17 protein-coding genes are annotated in these 17,336 nt (G+C 31.8%); 8 read left to right on the top strand and 9 right to left on the bottom strand.

Going from position 1 to position 17,336, the window contains the following annotated elements; all coding sequences use genetic code 11:
• The first annotated feature begins 99 nt into the window (after positions 1-99).
• Positions 100-1,317 carry an IS256 family transposase gene (locus ACJAX4_RS02675; RefSeq protein ID WP_435787911.1) on the top strand — a complete coding sequence of 406 codons (1,218 nt, stop codon included), beginning with the start codon at positions 100-102 and terminating at the stop codon, positions 1,315-1,317.
• A 328-nt stretch (positions 1,318-1,645) separates the two neighbouring features.
• Here the strand turns inward: ACJAX4_RS02675 and ACJAX4_RS02670 are convergent, their stop codons facing one another.
• Genes ACJAX4_RS02670 through ACJAX4_RS02660 form a run of 3 tightly spaced genes read right to left on the bottom strand, consistent with a single transcriptional unit; the run spans position 1,646 to position 2,515 of the window.
• Positions 1,646-1,810: a DUF2382 domain-containing protein gene (locus tag ACJAX4_RS02670; protein WP_435787913.1), complete on the bottom strand. Its 165-nt coding sequence runs from the start codon at positions 1,808-1,810 to the stop codon at positions 1,646-1,648.
• Complete coding sequence (locus ACJAX4_RS02665; protein ID WP_435787910.1) at positions 1,759-2,079, bottom strand: DUF2382 domain-containing protein; 321 nt, start codon at positions 2,077-2,079, stop codon at positions 1,759-1,761. Before ACJAX4_RS02665 ends, ACJAX4_RS02670 begins: the two co-directional genes overlap by 52 nt.
• Positions 2,080-2,122: 43 nt before the next feature.
• A complete protein-coding gene (locus ACJAX4_RS02660) occupies positions 2,123-2,515 on the bottom strand; it encodes a YsnF/AvaK domain-containing protein (protein ID WP_435787909.1) in 393 nt (130 codons plus the stop codon).
• 230 nt (positions 2,516-2,745) lie between these two features.
• Here ACJAX4_RS02660 and ACJAX4_RS02655 point away from each other — a divergent pair, with 230 nt between their 5' ends.
• Entirely contained in the window at positions 2,746-3,948 is a 1,203-nt protein-coding gene (locus ACJAX4_RS02655; RefSeq protein WP_435787908.1) for an NAD(P)/FAD-dependent oxidoreductase, read from the top strand.
• A 20-nt stretch (positions 3,949-3,968) separates the two neighbouring features.
• On the opposite strand, the gene ACJAX4_RS02650 is transcribed toward ACJAX4_RS02655, so the two are convergent.
• Together ACJAX4_RS02650 and ACJAX4_RS02645 are read right to left on the bottom strand one after the other, a co-directional pair.
• Positions 3,969-5,330 (bottom strand): Na+/H+ antiporter NhaC family protein, encoded by a 1,362-nt coding sequence (locus ACJAX4_RS02650; RefSeq protein ID WP_435787907.1) that lies wholly within the window; start codon positions 5,328-5,330, stop codon positions 3,969-3,971.
• 31 nt (positions 5,331-5,361) lie between these two features.
• A complete protein-coding gene (locus tag ACJAX4_RS02645; RefSeq protein WP_435787906.1) occupies positions 5,362-6,201 on the bottom strand; it encodes an AraC family transcriptional regulator in 840 nt (279 codons plus the stop codon).
• Between the two features lie 155 nt (positions 6,202-6,356).
• Between ACJAX4_RS02645 and ACJAX4_RS02640 the strand changes: the two genes are divergently transcribed.
• The 5 genes from ACJAX4_RS02640 (at position 6,357) to ACJAX4_RS02620 (ending at position 10,681) form a co-directional block, all read left to right on the top strand.
• Positions 6,357-7,274: an aldo/keto reductase gene (locus ACJAX4_RS02640; protein WP_435787905.1), complete on the top strand. Its 918-nt coding sequence runs from the start codon at positions 6,357-6,359 to the stop codon at positions 7,272-7,274.
• 224 nt (positions 7,275-7,498) lie between these two features.
• Positions 7,499-7,993, top strand: a complete 495-nt coding sequence (locus tag ACJAX4_RS02635; RefSeq protein ID WP_435787904.1) for a MarR family winged helix-turn-helix transcriptional regulator — start codon at positions 7,499-7,501, stop codon at positions 7,991-7,993.
• Between the two features lie 100 nt (positions 7,994-8,093).
• A complete protein-coding gene (locus ACJAX4_RS02630; protein ID WP_435787903.1) occupies positions 8,094-9,275 on the top strand; it encodes an ArsA family ATPase in 1,182 nt (393 codons plus the stop codon).
• Entirely contained in the window at positions 9,272-9,499 is a 228-nt protein-coding gene (locus tag ACJAX4_RS02625; RefSeq protein ID WP_435787902.1) for a hypothetical protein, read from the top strand. The genes ACJAX4_RS02630 and ACJAX4_RS02625 overlap by 4 nt, the downstream gene beginning before the upstream one ends.
• 15 nt (positions 9,500-9,514) lie before the next feature.
• Entirely contained in the window at positions 9,515-10,681 is a 1,167-nt protein-coding gene (locus tag ACJAX4_RS02620; protein WP_435787901.1) for an ArsA family ATPase, read from the top strand.
• 116 nt (positions 10,682-10,797) lie between these two features.
• Here the strand turns inward: ACJAX4_RS02620 and ACJAX4_RS02615 are convergent, their stop codons facing one another.
• The 4 genes from ACJAX4_RS02615 to ACJAX4_RS02600 all read right to left on the bottom strand — a co-directional run bounded on the left by ACJAX4_RS02615 (position 10,798) and on the right by ACJAX4_RS02600 (position 15,975).
• A complete protein-coding gene (locus tag ACJAX4_RS02615) occupies positions 10,798-12,669 on the bottom strand; it encodes an ABC transporter ATP-binding protein (RefSeq protein ID WP_435787900.1) in 1,872 nt (623 codons plus the stop codon).
• On the bottom strand, positions 12,666-14,891 hold the full coding sequence (locus ACJAX4_RS02610; RefSeq protein ID WP_435787899.1) for an ABC transporter ATP-binding protein: 2,226 nt from the start codon (positions 14,889-14,891) through the stop codon (positions 12,666-12,668). The genes ACJAX4_RS02615 and ACJAX4_RS02610 overlap by 4 nt, the downstream gene beginning before the upstream one ends.
• A gap of 42 nt (positions 14,892-14,933) precedes the next feature.
• Positions 14,934-15,377 carry a MarR family winged helix-turn-helix transcriptional regulator gene (locus ACJAX4_RS02605; RefSeq protein ID WP_435787912.1) on the bottom strand — a complete coding sequence of 148 codons (444 nt, stop codon included), beginning with the start codon at positions 15,375-15,377 and terminating at the stop codon, positions 14,934-14,936.
• Between the two features lie 217 nt (positions 15,378-15,594).
• On the bottom strand, positions 15,595-15,975 hold the full coding sequence (locus ACJAX4_RS02600) for an HsmA family protein (RefSeq protein WP_435787898.1): 381 nt from the start codon (positions 15,973-15,975) through the stop codon (positions 15,595-15,597).
• A 325-nt stretch (positions 15,976-16,300) separates the two neighbouring features.
• Here ACJAX4_RS02600 and ACJAX4_RS02595 point away from each other — a divergent pair, with 325 nt between their 5' ends.
• On the top strand, positions 16,301-17,335 hold the full coding sequence (locus ACJAX4_RS02595; RefSeq protein WP_435787897.1) for a LacI family DNA-binding transcriptional regulator: 1,035 nt from the start codon (positions 16,301-16,303) through the stop codon (positions 17,333-17,335).
• Position 17,336 lies beyond the last annotated feature (1 nt).

Raw genomic sequence — 17,336 nt, 5'->3', positions numbered from 1 at the left:
GGGCCTGTAAATAATTTTGTGTAAACAGAATAAAATATACTCTTTCTTGGCAATAATTGAGATAAGTGATTATCAAAGATTGTAAGGAGGAGTATTTTTATGTCAAACATTTCAAAAGAAATTTTAAGGGATTATATCAACGAGCAGAAGTTCACAAGCCCAGATGAGGTTTTGTTAGCTATGAAGGGTATGTTTAGAGACATTCTTCAGGAAACACTAGAGGCAGAAATGGATTCGCAACTTGGATATGACAAATATGATATATCAGAAAAACAAACTCCAAACAGTAGAAATGGTTATTCTAAAAAGACCGTGAAATCTGAACTTGGAGCAGTAGAGCTTAATATACCACGTGATAGAAATGGTGAATTTGAGCCTAAAATATTACCTAAGTATCAAAGGAATATAAATGGTATTGAAGATAAAATAACGGCTCTTTATGCAACAGGAATGACTACAAGAGACATATCAGAGCAAATCAAAAATCTATATGATGTTGATATCTCTGCCGAGATGGTATCAAATATAACGAACAGGATACTTCCTTTAGTTACAGAATGGCAAAACAGACCTCTCGAAAAGACATATTCATTTGTTTTTATGGATGCAATACATTTTAAAGTGCGTGATGACAAACATATTATAATCAAAGCAGCTTACGTTGTATTAGGCGTAAATATGGATGGTGAAAAAGAGGTGCTTGGCATTTGGATAGGAGCAAATGAAAGCAGTAAGTTTTGGCTTTCGGTGCTTAATGACCTTAGAAACAGAGGCCTTAAGAACGTTTTGGTGTTCTGTGTAGATGGCTTAAGTGGACTAAAGGAGGCAATAGGTGCTGTATATCCTTTTGCAAAGATACAACGTTGTATAATTCACCAGCTGAGAGCGAGTATGAAATATATACCGCATAAAGACAAGAAGGCATTTGCAAAAGATTTGAAAGCCGTTTATGGCGCAGTAAATGAGGATCTTGCGCTAGAAAATTTAAATTTTGCAAAAGAAAAATGGGTGAGTAAGTATCCAAATGCAATAAAGAGCTGGGAAGATAATTGGGATAATCTTATAACTTTCTTTGTATTTCCAGATTATATTCGTAGAATTATATACACCACAAATGCTATAGAGAGCCTCAACAGCCAATTTAGAAAAGTAACTAAAACAAAGCTTATATTTCCAAACGATGAAAGTCTTATGAAGATGCTATATTTGGCAACTGAGAAAGTAAGTAAGAAATGGAGTAGAGTATATTCAAATTGGGATCTTGTCATTAGCCAACTCAATATAATATTTAGTGAAATCTTAAATGAAGGAGCGTAGCTTTGGGACTCCGTCCCCCAACCCCCTAAAATTCATTGCTTTTTTTATCATCTTAAACAAGTAAAACGGACCATCCAAAGATCGCCCGTTAATGTATTATTCATTAATAACCACTTAAATTACTTCTCAACATCATCTTATTCTGCCATTTAAAAGGTATATTAGTAATAAAGGATGGAAATAATATACTGAGAAGTAAAGATAAAGTAACAAATTTTTTCTAATTTATTAACGTTTTTCCAAAATTAAATAATCCAATTATTTTGCTTAAAGAAAGAGAATACACAAAATAATTTACACCCTCTAGCAGTGTGATGCTTTAGTTTATTCAATCCTTGATTTTTAAGCAACCAGAAACTTTAACTTTAGGTTCCTCTCTTTTTAGGGTTATTTCAAATCTTTTTATATCTTCTATTTTCTGTTTATATATGGATACATCCTCTAAAGTAACATTTTCCTTTGTGAATTCAACTTTTTCATTGCTAAGGGGTATACGAATGATATCTGCAGTATCTTTATCCTTGGAAGTAGATGAGGCAAGGATTTTTTTTCTATAACGAGATATTCATTTTCGACAGGCACAGTAAAGATTTTATCAACTATAGAAGACTCCTTATAAATATTTACGTCTCCGGTTTGAACCCAATCCTTTGATATATCAAGTTGCTCTTTTTTAAATTTAAAGGTAGCATCCTTATCATCATTGGCTTTTTCTGTGGAATTTTTTATTATAATTTCACCTCCATCTATTCTAAAAAACACCTCGCGAATCTAATTAAGATTCGGAGATGTTCTATAATTTTTATTAGTTATCAATACCATCGTCAATTATATCAGCGTTGCCAGTTTTATTTATCCGAGACTCTTCTCTCTTAAGGGTTTCATCTATATGCTCTGTATTTTCTAATACACGTTTGTGAGCAGAAATCTCCCCTGTTACCACCGTATGCTTACCTACATTAACTTTTTCTTCACTTACAGGGATTTTAATGGTTTCTTCGTTTGTTATAGGTGAATCACTTGATTCATTGGTTATAGTTCTTCTTTCAATAACTACTTCCTCACGTTCTACAGGAACATCAACGGTTTTTACTTCTTCTATAATTTCCTTACCAATCTCTACGTCACCTTTTTGAACCCGGCTTTTGGCGATATCAAGTTCTTCTTTGCGAAGTTTGATTTTTGCTGTATCATCCATAATCTCTTTGCTAGGGCATCACCTTTTTAAATATGCCTTCAAATACACTCATATATATACCTCCATCAATAAGAAATTTTGTATCGTTTATATAATGTCCCTAATGAAATAAATTACCCTGTTTAAAAATTGTCAAAACAATAGAAAGCAATAACGTAAAATAATATTTGAAATACTGATTATAATAAATTATAATAAAACAAACAAATGAAATTTAATGAGGTGTATTTATGTTAAAAGTTATTGTTGTTGGTGGCGGTCCTGCTGGAATTATGGCAGCCATTAGTGCATCAAAAAATAATGAAGTTATATTAATAGAAAGAAATAAAGAAATTGGTGCCAAGCTAAAACTTACAGGTGGAGGCAGATGCAACATTACAAATAATCGCGATATAGAGGAATTTTTTGATAAAATAGTAAGTAATAAAAAGTTCCTATATAGTGCTCTTTATACATTTTCAAATCTTCAACTTTTAGAGTATTTTAGAGAAAATGGTTTAGAATATAAGGAGGAACTTGACCAAAAGATATATACCAAAAGTGATAAGGCAGATGAAGTTATAGAAGTTTTAAAATGTGACTTAGAAAGAAATAACGTTAAGATTTTGTATAACAGTAAAGTCCAAGAGTTAGTTATTAAAGATGGAACAGTTAAGGGTGTAATAACTGACGAGGGAAAAAGAATTTCAGGAGAAAAAGTAATTATAACAACTGGAGGAAAGAGCTACCCGGATTCGGGCTCAGATGGTTCTATGTTTGAAGTGTTAAGTGATCACGGACATACTATAACACCATTACATGCTGCATTAATTCCCTTGGTTATAAAAGAAGAGTTTGTTAAGAGTTTACAAGGTGTTTCAATGAGGGATGTTTTAATTTCAGCTAAACTTAAAAAGAAGAGTATAGAAAAGTTTGGTGATATGATATTCACTCATTTTGGAATATCGGGACCAGCAGTATTAAAGCTTTCATCTTATATAAATAAAGCTTTAGTAGAGGGTGAGGTACAAGTTATTTTAGACTTTTTAAGAGACACGTCTAAAGCTGAAATATCAGAGATTATGAGGATAAACCCAAATAAGACTGTACTTAACAATTTAAAAGGCACTCTTCCACAAAACTTCTTAAAGGAAATTTTTAATATGTTAGGATTAACTGAGGTTAAGGTTAATGATTTAAAGAAGGTAGATGAGAATAAAATAATTGGTTATATGAAGGAAATGAGGCTAACAGCTAGAGAAACACTATCAATTAAAGCAGCTCAAGTAACTTCAGGTGGAGTTAAAGTCAAAGAAATAAATGCTTCGACTATGGAATCAAAACTTGTAAAAAATCTTTATTTTGCAGGAGAAGTTATAGATATTGATGCTGAAACCGGAGGGTATAATCTTCAAATGGCATTTTCTACAGGATATTTAGCGGGAAGTAATTAAGGTGAAACCGATTTATCTATTTAAGGTAAGTCGGTTTTTATCGTATTATTAATTAGCACTTTTCTATGTTTTATTTCTAGTATCTTAAGGTGTAACATGTTAGTTATTGGAACGAGATATAGATAAAAGGCGTAGGGTACAAAACCTATACTACTCACTTCCATTGTCATGGTGGGAACAAAAGCTGCTATATTCCATGGAATTAGTGCAGCAAGTACTACTGCAGTATTTTCTAAGTCTAAAGATAACTTATAGTTATCCACGTTTTTGTCATCATAGCTCTTATTCATAAGATGGTGGGTTAAAACAATGGAAATAGACTGGTTGCAACCAAAGGCAGCAGTAATAATACTAGTAATAGCTGTATAGATAAAAAGGGTATAGCGTGTTTTTGCACTCATTAAAATACCTTCTATTTTTTTCAACATATTTGTTCCATTAAATATGCCCGCCAAGGCGCAGGATATAAAAACAACTAAGGCTGGTTTCCACATGGAGATAATTCCTCCACCCTTAAGTATGTTTTGAAGAGAGCTAGCTTCATCTAATTGGAAACCTAAAAATAAAAAATTTAATATTTCTATCGGTGTATATTGTTGAAATATTATAGCTATAATTGAGGCGAGTACAATGCTAATAAACATAGAAATTTTAACATTTATTCTAAACAGTGAAAAAATTAAAATAGATATCGCAGGGAATAAAATAATCCAGTTAATTTTAAAAATAGTTATTATTTCAGTATCTATATTACTTTGTATTAAATTCAGGGGCTGATTAAATGAAATAATGAGATAAATAACTACAGATAAGATAAAGGGTATTACTGATGTCTTAAACATATTCCATATGTTTGTGTAAAGATTTGTTTTGGTCAAATTTGCAATTAAGTTTGCACTAGATGACATTGGGGAGCATCTGTCTCCAAAGTAGGATCCGGCAATAATAGCACCTGCTGCAATATTTACATTTACGTTGCCACTTTTAGCCATTAATATTAATGCTACCCCGACAGTACTTACAGTTCCTAAAGAAGTGCCCAGTATGAAAGATACAACACAACTTATTATGAATGCATATAGAATAAAAAAATTTGGATTCATGTATGTTATTCCATAATATATTATAGCTGGGACCGTTCCTGAAGCCATCCATATACCAGTAATGCTCCCTATCAAAACAAATATTTTTAAGACAATAAAAGATTTTTTGCCTCCATCAATGGACATTTTAATAACATCGGTTAATGAAAAGCCTCGTCTTAATGAAATGAATACAAAAATAAAAAATGCGAGTAGCAGTGGAAAGCCTACAAATATTCCTTTAAAAATAGAAAAAATCAACACACAAAATGTAATTATCATGCCTATAATTATGTCCATAATAAACAACCTTTCATATAAACCAATATTTTTATTTTAGAATATTATCTCTATAGCACTTTGGGGAAATCCCTTTGTGTTTTTTGAATATTTTTGAAAATAAAAATGGGTCATTATACCCTATGGAATTTGATATCTCATTAATGGATAAGGTTGAGCTTGTGAGTAAATCACAGGCCTTTTGAAGTCTGAAATTTATAAGGTAATTTTGTGGGGGGATATTAAGTATATCTGAAAATAGCTGGCTTAGGTATTTTCTATTTATTCCAACATAGCCTGCAATTTCTTGTACACTTATTTTTCTAGAATAATTAGTATCTATGAACTCAATTGCCTGTTTTATATATGTTTCTTTATATTTAATAGAATTTTTATCTGTACTAAGTACAATTGTATCCTCTATTAAAATGGATAGTAGATTATAAAAGTTACTAATGGATTTTAAATCCATAGATTTTTCACATTTAGTAGAATCAAAAATAGCTTGAAAGCAATTATTAACGTGATCTTCCTGTGTGCATTTAAATACAGGGCTACTAGAATTTAGTTTTACACGATTTAAATAAGTTTCTGCATTAACGCCATTAAAAGCTACCCAAGAATAATTCCATGGGTCTTCTAAACAGGGGGTATAAGATACAAGTACATTTGGGCATACTAAAAAACCCTCACCCTTTGAGAGGTGATAGGTGGTGTCTCCTGATTTAAAGGTTCCGTATCCACTGTGAATATAATGAAGTTTATAGTGGGCCTTTATACCGGGTCCCCAGGAAAAATCATTCTCACAATCTCCGTTTCCGCAGTAATATAGTTTAATGTCCAGGTTCAATTCTGGATTAATATGTTCATTTTTAGGTTTAAAGCAAATCATAATGTTTATCTCCATTGTTTTTAGTATTATAAGACATTATAACATTATTTACAGTCATTGTAACATGGCTTTTCATTATAGTAATCATTATAATTGTATATATAATGAATTACAAAAAATATAAAAAATAATAATTATTAGGAAGGTGTAAAACTATGAAAAATATAAAAATTGCGAGTGGGAAAATAAATGGATCTGAAATTGGCCTTGGATGTATGAGAATAAATAGTCTATCCAAGAGCGAAGCATCTACTCTTATTAATACTGCGTTAGAAGAGGGAATTAATTTTTTTGATCATGCGGATATTTATGGTGATGGTAAATCTGAGGAAGTTTTTGCAGAAGCCACTTCTATGAATCCGGACGCTCGAGAGAAATTCATAATTCAGACTAAATGTGGTATAAGAGATGGATATTTTGATTTTTCTAAGGAACATATAATAAATTCTGTAGAGGGTAGCCTTAAACGTCTGAATACAGACTATGTTGATACTCTATTACTACACAGACCAGATACCCTTATGGATCCAGAAGAAGTTGCAGAAGCTTTTTCAATTCTGAAGGCTAGCGGAAAAGTTAGATACTTTGGAGTGAGCAATCAAAATCCTATGCAAATAGAACTATTAAATAAGTATATAGACGAAAAAATTATTATAAATCAGCTACAACTGAGTATAACAAATACTGGAATGATTGATTCGGGACTTAATGTAAATATGAAAATTAATTCATCTATTGATAGAGATGGTTCAATTCTAGAGTACTGTCGTTTAAATGATATTACTATACAAGCATGGTCACCATTTCAGTACGGAATGTTTGAGGGAGTATTTTTAGATAACGGTAAATTTCCAGAACTAAATAATAAGATTAACGAAATTGCAGCTATTAAAGGAGTATCAAATACAGCCATTGCAACGGCTTGGATTCTAAGACATCCTGCTATAATTCAACCAATTGTGGGTACAACAAATCAAAAGCGATTAAAGGATATCTGCAAGGCTTCACAAATTGAAATTACAAGACAGGAATGGTATGAGATATATAGGGCAGCGGGTAATAAGCTTCCATAATTAATATATACTATACAATAACATATAGATGATGAAGGAGGGATTTTATTCGAAAAAAAATAAACCCCTCCTTTTCATTTATATCACATCAAGTGCGATTAATATGAAAGCATCCATGGAGAGCCATGGATGCTTTTAAAGTTTGTATAGTCTATTGACAATACAATACTTCGGTAGTAGAATTAAAATATACTTCGATACAAGAACTATACTTGGAGGCGTTTATGGAAACAAATAAAATAGAGGAAATTATTTTTGATTATATTGATGAATTTAAGATTTTGTTTTTCCCAGAACAGTGGAGCGATATATTCTTAGATTTTTCTAAAAATGAAATATTAGCATTATTATTATTGTATAGAAAGAAGAAGGCTAATATGACGGAAATAGCACAGTATATAATAGCACCATTAAACACTGCTACAGGGGTTATATCAAGATTAGAAAAGAAGCTCATGGTAGAAAGAATAAGAAGTGTAGAGGACAGAAGAATTGTATTAATCACCCTTACAGAGACCGCCAGTAGCATAATAGAGATGGAAAAGGCTATAATTACTAAATATTTTATTAAAGTTTATGGAACACTTACTGAGGATGAGATTTCTTCTGCTTTAAGCATTTATAAGAAGATAATTGAAGTTTTCAAAGAAAGTGTGAATCCAATTAAAGAAGAAGAAGAAATTCCTGTTAGGAAGATAAAAAAAATAAATATTGAATAGGTCTATATACTAATAGCTCAGTAATTCTGAGTTATTTTTATAAAAATATACTTCTATAAAAGAACTATTCATTTAAAGAAACAAAATTAGGAGGAAGACTATGAAGAGAATAATTATTTTCACTGGGAAAGGTGGAGTTGGAAAAACTAGCACTGCTGCAGCTCATGCCTTAAAGGCTTCAATGGAGGGCATAAAAACTTTAATTGTTAGCACAGATATGGCACATAACTTAAGTGATATATTTATACAGGATATAAAAAATGAGCCTACTAAAATACGAGAAAATTTATGGGGACTAGAAATTGATCCTAATTATGAAATGGAAAATTATTATGGAAGTATTCAAGCTGCTTTTAAGAAAATGATGACTTTTAAAAATGAAAAGCAAATAGAGACTTTTGAGGATATTGTTGTGTTTCCAGGAATGGAAGAGCTATTTTGTCTTTTAAAAATCAAAGATTTACATGATAAAGGTATTTATGATTTAATAATTGTGGACAGTGCACCAACGGGAGAAACTATATCGCTTTTAAAATTTCCAGAGCTTATGAGTTGGTACATGGAGAAGTTATTTCCTATTGGGAAGGTGGCAATGAAAGTAATAAGGCCTATATCTAAAATAGCTTTTAATATTGAAATGCCTGATAAACAAGCTATGAATGATATTGAGAAACTTTATATTATGCTAACTAAACTTCAGAATTTATTAAAGGATAGGGAAATCTGTAGTATAAGACTAGTTACTATTCCAGAAAAAATGGTGATTGAAGAGACCAAGAGGAACTACATGTATTTAAATCTTTATAATTTTAATGTAGACGCTATATATATCAATAGGGTATTACCACAAGATATAGACAGTAGCTTCTTTGATGAATGGAAATGTATCCAAAAAAAAAATATAGAAGAAATAGACTCAGTATTTTTAAATTTGCCAAGGTTTAAAATTAAATGGTATGAGGTAGATATAAATGGTATTTCTGGCTTAGAAAGAATAGTAATGGATTCTCTTAATGTTAAAGATATATTAATGGTTCAAAAAATAACCTTTAATGAAAAATTTGAAAAGACAGAGAAAGGTTACAAACTTCAAGTATATGTTACCTTTGGAGACAAGAAGGACTTAGATATATACGAAACTGGTTCTGATATATCTATAAAGATAGGAAATTTCAAGAGGAATATACCTTGTCCAAATTCACTGAGAAAGTATTCAATTAGTAAAGCTGACTTTAAAGAAGATTATTTGACTATATATTTTGAGAAGAAGGTGCTTAAATGAATAGTGAGATAATTAAAAAATTGGTAAAGATAGAAAAACTTAAATATGAAATTATAAAAGATATTCTACCGCAAAAAGCATTGCATAGGCTTAATAACTTTGAGAAGGAAGCAATGACGATTATAAAGGATATTGCAGTGAGTGTTATGAGCGAGAGTTGTGAAAAATCAGAAGCGGAAGCAAAGAAAGAGGTTAAAAGGTTAAGGTTGATTTTTTATAATTAAATAGGAGGGATTAAAGTGAGAATTATTTTATATACAGGAAAAGGTGGAGTAGGAAAGACAAGTGTTGCATCAGCGACAGCTTGTCAAATTGCAAAGCAGGGGAAAAAGGTGCTTATAATGAGTACTGATCAGGCTCATAGCCTTTCCGATGCTTTCGGTGTAAAGTTATCTAATACACCCACCCAAATTTCAGGAAACTTACAAGCTATTGAAGTAGATGCTCTTATCGAAAATGAAGCTATTTGGGGGAATATCAAGGGATATATAGAAAAACTGATGCTGTCTAAAACTGTTAAAAGCATTGAAGTAGAAGAATTACTTGTGTTTCCAGGTTTTGAAGATTTGATTTCTCTACTTAAAATTAAACAGATTAGTGATGAAAATAATTATGACGTATTAATAGTTGATTGTGCTCCTACTGGAGAAACTATGTCGCTTTTAAAGTTCCCAGAGCTGTTTAAGTGGTGGATGGAGAAAATTTTCCCGATGAAAAGGAAGGCTGCTAAAATTGTAAAGCCAATAATTGATCGCACAATAAAGATCCCACTTCCTGACGATAAGACTTTTGATGAAATTGAAATCCTCTATAGTAAAATTGATGAACTTCACAAGTTAATGCTAGAAAAGGATAAAGTAAGTCTTAGAATAGTTACTACTCCAGAAAAAATAGTTATAAAGGAAGCTAAAAGGAATTTTTCTTATTTACACCTCTACGACTTTAACGTAGATGCAATTATAGTTAATAAAATAATTTCGGAAGAGGGAGGGAAGGGGTATTTTGAAAATTGGATGAAGCTTCAAACTAAAAACCTTAAAGATATAAGTGAAAGCTTTAGCCCAGTGCCTATTTTTCAAACGGAGCTAATGCATAGTGAGGTTAGAGATTATGATTCACTATTAAATATGGGAGAGAGTATATTTAAAGAAGTTTCTGCAGAGAAAGTACTTTTTAAGGATAAAATTTTTGAAATTGAAAAATCAAGTATAGATGAAAGCTATTATTTAAATATAAATATGCCTTTCGTAGATAAAAAGGAATTAAATTTACTTCAAAAGGGGGATGAAATTAGTATTTCCATTAAGAATGAAAAACGGAATTTTGTGCTCCCTCAGAAATTGCATTCAAAGAAAGTTATTAAAGCTAGTTATGATGAGGGAAAGTTAAGGATACAATTTAATTAAGATTAAACAACTTATAATTTGGTGACAGGCAAAGGTCATTCAGTATTTAACATAAAAAGAACAGTAGGAAAATTATCAATCTTCCATACTGTTCTTTTTATGTTTTTAGTTATTTTTTAGCTAGCCTCAACAACATCAAACTGACTGTTATAAAGATCAGCATAAAATTCACCTTTTGCTAGAAGATCTTTATGATTTCCCTGTTCTACAATATCGCCATGATCCATAACAAGAATTAAATCAGCATCACGAATTGTTGATAACCGGTGAGCAATTATAAAGCTGGTTCTATTTTCCATTAAGTGACTCATAGCCCTTTGTATTTGAACTTCTGTACGAGTGTCTACGGAGCTTGTTGCTTCGTCTAAGATAAGGATCTTAGGATCTGCAAGGATGGCTCTAGCAATAGTTAGTAGTTGCTTTTGACCTTGAGACACATTTGATGCCTCCTCATTAAGTAGCATATTGTAACCATCTGGCAGCGTATGAACAAAGCTGTCTGCATGTGCTGCCTTAGCTGCTGCTATAACTTCATCATCCGTTGCATCAAGACGACCGTAACGTATATTTTCCATTATACTGGCATTATATAGCCAAGTGTCTTGCAAAACCATTCCAAACATTGCACGCAGATCATTACGAGTAAAATCATTTATATTATAACCATCTATCTCTATTGCACCTTTATTAATATCATAAAAACGCATTAATAGTTTAACCATGGTAGTTTTACCTGCACCAGTAGGTCCAACAATAGCAACCTTCTGTCCGGGTTTCACTGAAACAGAGAAATCATTAATAATTATTTTATCAGCAGAGTATCCAAAATGAACATCCTTAAAATCAACTTCACCCTTAACGTCATTGTGTTTTACTGGATTAGATGTTTCAGGTATTTCATCCTCTTCCTCTAAGAATTCAAATACACGTTCTGCTGAGGCTGCAGTTTGTTGAAGTATATTAGAAATTTGTGCAAGTTGTGCAAGTGGCTGTGTAAATTGTCGCACATATTGAATAAATGCTTGAATATCACCAACCTCAATAGTTTTCTTTGCTGCAAGGTAACCACCAAGTATTGATACTGCCACATAGCCTAAATTACCTACAAAGGTCATAAGGGGCATCATTATACTAGTTAGAAATTGTGCTTTCCATGCTACTCCAAATAGCTTATTGTTCATCTTGTCAAATTTATCAACACTTTGTTTTTCGCCATTAAAGGCCTTCATTACAATGTGGCCACCATACATTTCTTCAACATGGCCATTTACATTACCTAAATAATCTTGTTGCTGCTTAAAGAATACTTGAGATTTTTTTACTATAACTATAACGAGTCCCAGGGATAAAGGAATCATTATCATTGACGCAAGAGTTAATTGCCAACTTATAGTAAGCATCATAATGAGTACGCCAACAACAGTTATAACTGATGTAATAATTTGACTTAAGCTTTGATTAAGAGTCTGACTGAGAGTGTCAACATCGTTAGTAACACGCGATAATATCTCCCCATGATTTGTACTATCAAAGTATTTAAGAGGCATACTATTAATTTTCTCGGAGATGTCTTTTCTTAATTTATAACTTACTTTCATAGACACATCTGCCATTATAAAGCCCTGAATGTAACTGAAAAGTGCACTTATAACGTATAGAACTAGAAGTATAATGATGATTCTTCCTATATAATCAAAATCAATACTGCCTGTTCCAGCTATTTTAGTGAGAGCACCTTCAAATAATTTAGTTGTGACTTTTCCTAAAACCTTTGGTCCTATTATAGTAAATACAGAGCTAGCTATTGCAAATAATAATACGATAATAATTGAAAGTTTATAAACACTCAAGTATTTAATCAGTTTTTTCATGGTACCTTTAAAATCACGGGCTTTTTCGCCTGCGGCCATTGAACCGGGGCCCATGTGTCCGCCGCCGCCTCTTTGCCTTTGAGGAGGACGAGTCTCTTTTTTATTGTGTTCACTCATGATAATTCCTCCTTTGAAAGTTGTGATAGCGCAATTTCCTGATAAGTTGTGCAGTTTTCCATAAGTTCCTTATGAGTACCGGTGCCAACTATCCTACCTTTATCAAGAACAATTATCTGCTCTGCATTTTTTATTGTGGATATACGTTGCCCAACAATTAAAAATGTACTAGAGGAAATTTGTGTTTTAAGTGCTTTTCGAAGTAGCACATCTGTTTTAAAATCTAGTGCTGAGAAGCTATCATCGAAGATATAAATCTTAGCTTTCTTTACAAGAGCACGTGCAATAGATAATCTTTGTTTCTGACCACCTGAAACATTTGCACCACCCTGAGATATTTCACGGTTGAATCCTTCAGAACTTTCATTTATAAATTCCATAGATTGTGCGATTTCAGCGGATTTTTTTATATCATTATCAGTGGCAGATTCATCTGCATATTTTAAATTTGATTCGATTGTGCCTTGGAATAAAGAACTTATCTGAGGTACATAACCAATATGCGAGCGAAGTTCATGTTGCGACACTTCTCTTATACTCATGCCATCAATAAGAATTTCTCCTCTTGTTATATCATAAAAACGGGGAAGTAAATTTATTAGTGTAGACTTACCTGCACCGGTAGAACCTATAAACGCAGTGGTTTCACCTGGCATGGCTTTAAAACTAATATTCTTAAGAACATCTTCCTCGGCTCCTGGATACTTAAAAGATACATTTTTAAATTCTACGAGGCCACGAACACCGCTCTCGAAATGTTTAGGACTTATAGGATCTATAATAGTAGGTTCTATTTTTAAAACTTCGTAAACTCTCTGTGCGGAAACAGAGGCTCTTGGTATCATAATAAACATCATGGACATCATAATAAATGCAAAAATAATTTGCATAGCATATTGCATAAAGGCCATCATATCTCCTACCTGCATACTTGAAGCCGCAATTTGATGTGCACCAACCCAAACAATAAGTAGAGTTACACCATTCATTATAAACATCATAGCAGGGAATAATGCTACCATTACACGATTTACGAATAGATTCGTGTTTGTAAGGTTAGTATTCGCCTTGTCAAATCTACCTTCTTCAAATTTCTGAGTATTGAAAGATCTTATTACCATCATTCCAGAAAGGTTTTCACGAGTAACTAAATTTAGTCTGTCAATAAGTTTTTGAATAAGTTTAAACTTTGGAAGAGCAATTGTAAAAACAGTCGCAATTAACCCCAAAAGAACTATAACTGCCAGTGCAATAACCCAAGACATAGATGTACTCTTATTAAGAGCTTTCATAACGCCACCAATACCCAAGATAGGTGCATAAATCATCATTCTTATGGCTATTACTAAAACCGTCTGAATTTGCGTAATATCATTGGTAGTTCTAGTTATTAGTGAAGCTGTAGAAAATTTATCAAACTCTGTACTTGAGAAACTCTCTACCTTAGTAAAGATATCTTTTCTTAAATTTCGTGCAAGTCCGGTGGCAGTTTTAGAAGCCAAAAGGCCAACTGCAACAGTACATGCAGCGCCAAGTAAGGATAATAAAAGCATATACATACCTACGTTTAGAATATAGCTACTCTGGATTTTTTCAGTATTCATTCCAAGGGCATCATATTCCATTTTAATAGGGGCTGCGGCAGCTTGAATAATCATGCTATCACCTAAAGTAGTAAATCTTTTATCCATTTGTTCACTTATTTTAGCACGCTGCTCTGCGGGTAACTTAGCGAGTAATGCAAATAAATCAGTGTCAGCAGGTAATTTTGTTCCGTTAAAAGACATTTCACCACCATTTGCATCAGCCTTCATTTTTTCAATGCCAGAAACTGATAAAAATGCTTTCCCAATAATTGGGTTTAATTTATCTAATTCTGTTTCATCAATATCTCTTAATACATATATAGGCTCTTTTTCAAGCGCTTTGTAATCCACAACATATTTATTATAATCAGAACTTGACTTGTCAACCAATATATAATTACTAGAAACCAAAGTCTTATCCTTATCATTAATAAACAATGTAAGTTTATCCATTTTACTTTTTCGCATGGCCTCTGGTACTGCACTTTCAATACCACCTTGTTGTATTCCCTTATTTACAATGTTAGACATATAGTCTGGCAGTGAAAGGTCGGCCATAGCTTGCACGAATAATAGAATTATTGCTAAAACAATCATCATAATAAATGGTTTTAAGTATTTTGCTAATTTGAACAATGCATAATCAACTCCTTATTTAATTAGTAACATATAAACCTATTAATGAATTTCATGGTTACTTTGTTTATCCATCAACTTTTCTAAGGTATCTAATCCCTCTAATATAGAACTAATTTCTTCATCTGTAGCTTTTTTCATTATATCTTCAAAAGTTTTCTCTATTTTACAAAAGTTTGTTTTGGAATTCTTTTTGAACTCATCACTTATATTTACGTAAACAACCCTGCGATCCTCATTACTTCTAGTTCTTTCAACCAAACCTTGCTTTTCTAGCCTGTCAATAATTCCAGATACGGTTGAATTTGATAATCCGATTTTTTCACTTAAATCACTTATTTTCATTTCACCATCATGTGATAATATACCCATCATCATACCTTGTGGACCTGTTAAATTCATTTCGTTAAAGTGTTTACCCATACTACTTTTTAACATATGACCTACTCTTTTTAAAGAACGAAATATTTTAATTCCACTACTCATCTCATTCAACTTCTCACCTTCTCCTCTAATAGTTTACCTCACTAAAATTTCGTATCATAACAATTTGCATAAAAACATTTCGTGTACAAAGTATATTCTACTGTTTAAGATAATTTTTGTCAATACAATTATTAATTAAATTTTAAATTCACCAATATATTGTAAACCTAAAAAGACTAGAGCCCATTACTACATGTGCAATGGGCTCTAGTCTTTATTACTTACCCATGTGAGCCGCAGCCCCAGAGATAAATGGAACTAACCAAATAATCCAAACTAGTATGCTGAATTTATGGAATTTAGCTATCATGGTTTCATTTTTTTTAATTAAAACTATTGCAGCCCATATAGCATGAATAAGCATCAATACTATAGCAATAATGCCAGAGGCCCCATGTAAATTGATACCTGCTTCTATTTGAACTGAATTACTTGCTATACTACTCATAAGTAAGGTACCAGTTGTATCACATACGAGGCCTAATAGGAATAAACTCAAATGCCAGGGTTTTAGCATTCCTTGAAGTTTTTCACTCCACACACCAATTGTATAAAATAGAAGAGCAAGAGTTATAAAAATGATTGCATAAATTAACATGCATTTATCCTCCGTTTTTTTATATTTATATCTTAAATTATAGTATAACCCATAATATCTTATAAATTTGTTTTGTTAAGAGGCAATAATTTCTACTATTTTTTCACTGATAGAAAGATAATTATAAAATTCATAAAAATATCAAATAAAACCTATTGAAATTTACATAACTTTGAAGTATACTAAATGTGAAAGCGGTAACATATTTTATTAAATTAAGGGTTAGCTTTAGTATGCCATTACTTTTAGATATACTATAAACTAAATTCAGTGATTATTTGTTCAGAATGCTGTAAGCGTTTTCCTAAATGCGAGGAGGCCTAAAATGACTGTTACAATAAGTGATATTGCTAAAAAGGTGGGAGTTTCCCATGCAACGGTATCAAGAGTTTTAAATACTTCAGGGTATGTAAAAGACGAAACAAGAGAAAAGGTTCTAAGTGCAATTAAAGAGCTAAATTACACACCAAGTGCTATAGCTAGAAGCCTCTCTACGAGTAAAACCAATACAATCGGAGTTATAGTTCCAGATATAAACAATTTATTTTTTGGCGATATAATTAAAGGTATTACTGAGATTGCAGATCAACATAATCTAAATATAATTCTTTGCGGCACTGATGAGGATAAAGATAAAGAACTAAAAGCTATTAACGTTCTGAGGGAACAAAGGATTCAAGGACTTATAATAACTCCAACTTTCTACAAGAATTTAAATAATAGTGAAAATTTAGATGCTCTTAAAAACCTAGGGATTCCAATAATACTAATTGATGGGCATGTTGAGTATCTTGATTTTAGTGGAGTTTTTATCGATCACTTGCAAGGTGCTTATGATGGAACATCTGCACTAATAAAAGCTGGCCACAGAAAAATAGTTATGATTACTGGAGCTATGAAATCTAGACCAGCAGTAGAGAGATTGAAAGGGTATAAAAAGGCCCTGCAAGCTAATAATATTCCTATAGAAGATAAATATATATTTTATGGTGATTATTCACATGAGACTGCTTATAAAATAACAAAAAAAATATTAAAAATGGACAATAAACCAACTGCTATTTTTGTAAGTAGTAATACCATGATGCTTGGATGCATAAAAGCTTTTTATGAAGAAAAATTAGATATACCAAAGGACATGGCTATTATTGGATTTGATAAGGTTGATGCATTAAATATAATAGGAATGAACATTAGTTTTATTAATGGTCCATCTATCGAACTTGGTAGAATTGGCATGAAAATGCTATTGGAAAATTTAAAAAGTGCAGAGCCTAGAGAAATTAAAAGAGTAACCGTTTTACCAGAACTTATGTTAAGTGGATCAGAAAAGTATATCGAAAAAAATAATAAAATATAAA

The sequence above is a fragment of the Clostridium sp. genome, from assembly GCF_051278035.1.
Lineage (GTDB): Bacteria > Bacillota > Clostridia > Clostridiales > Clostridiaceae > Clostridium_AD.
This window is presented reverse-complemented; position numbering and strand designations above follow the sequence as displayed.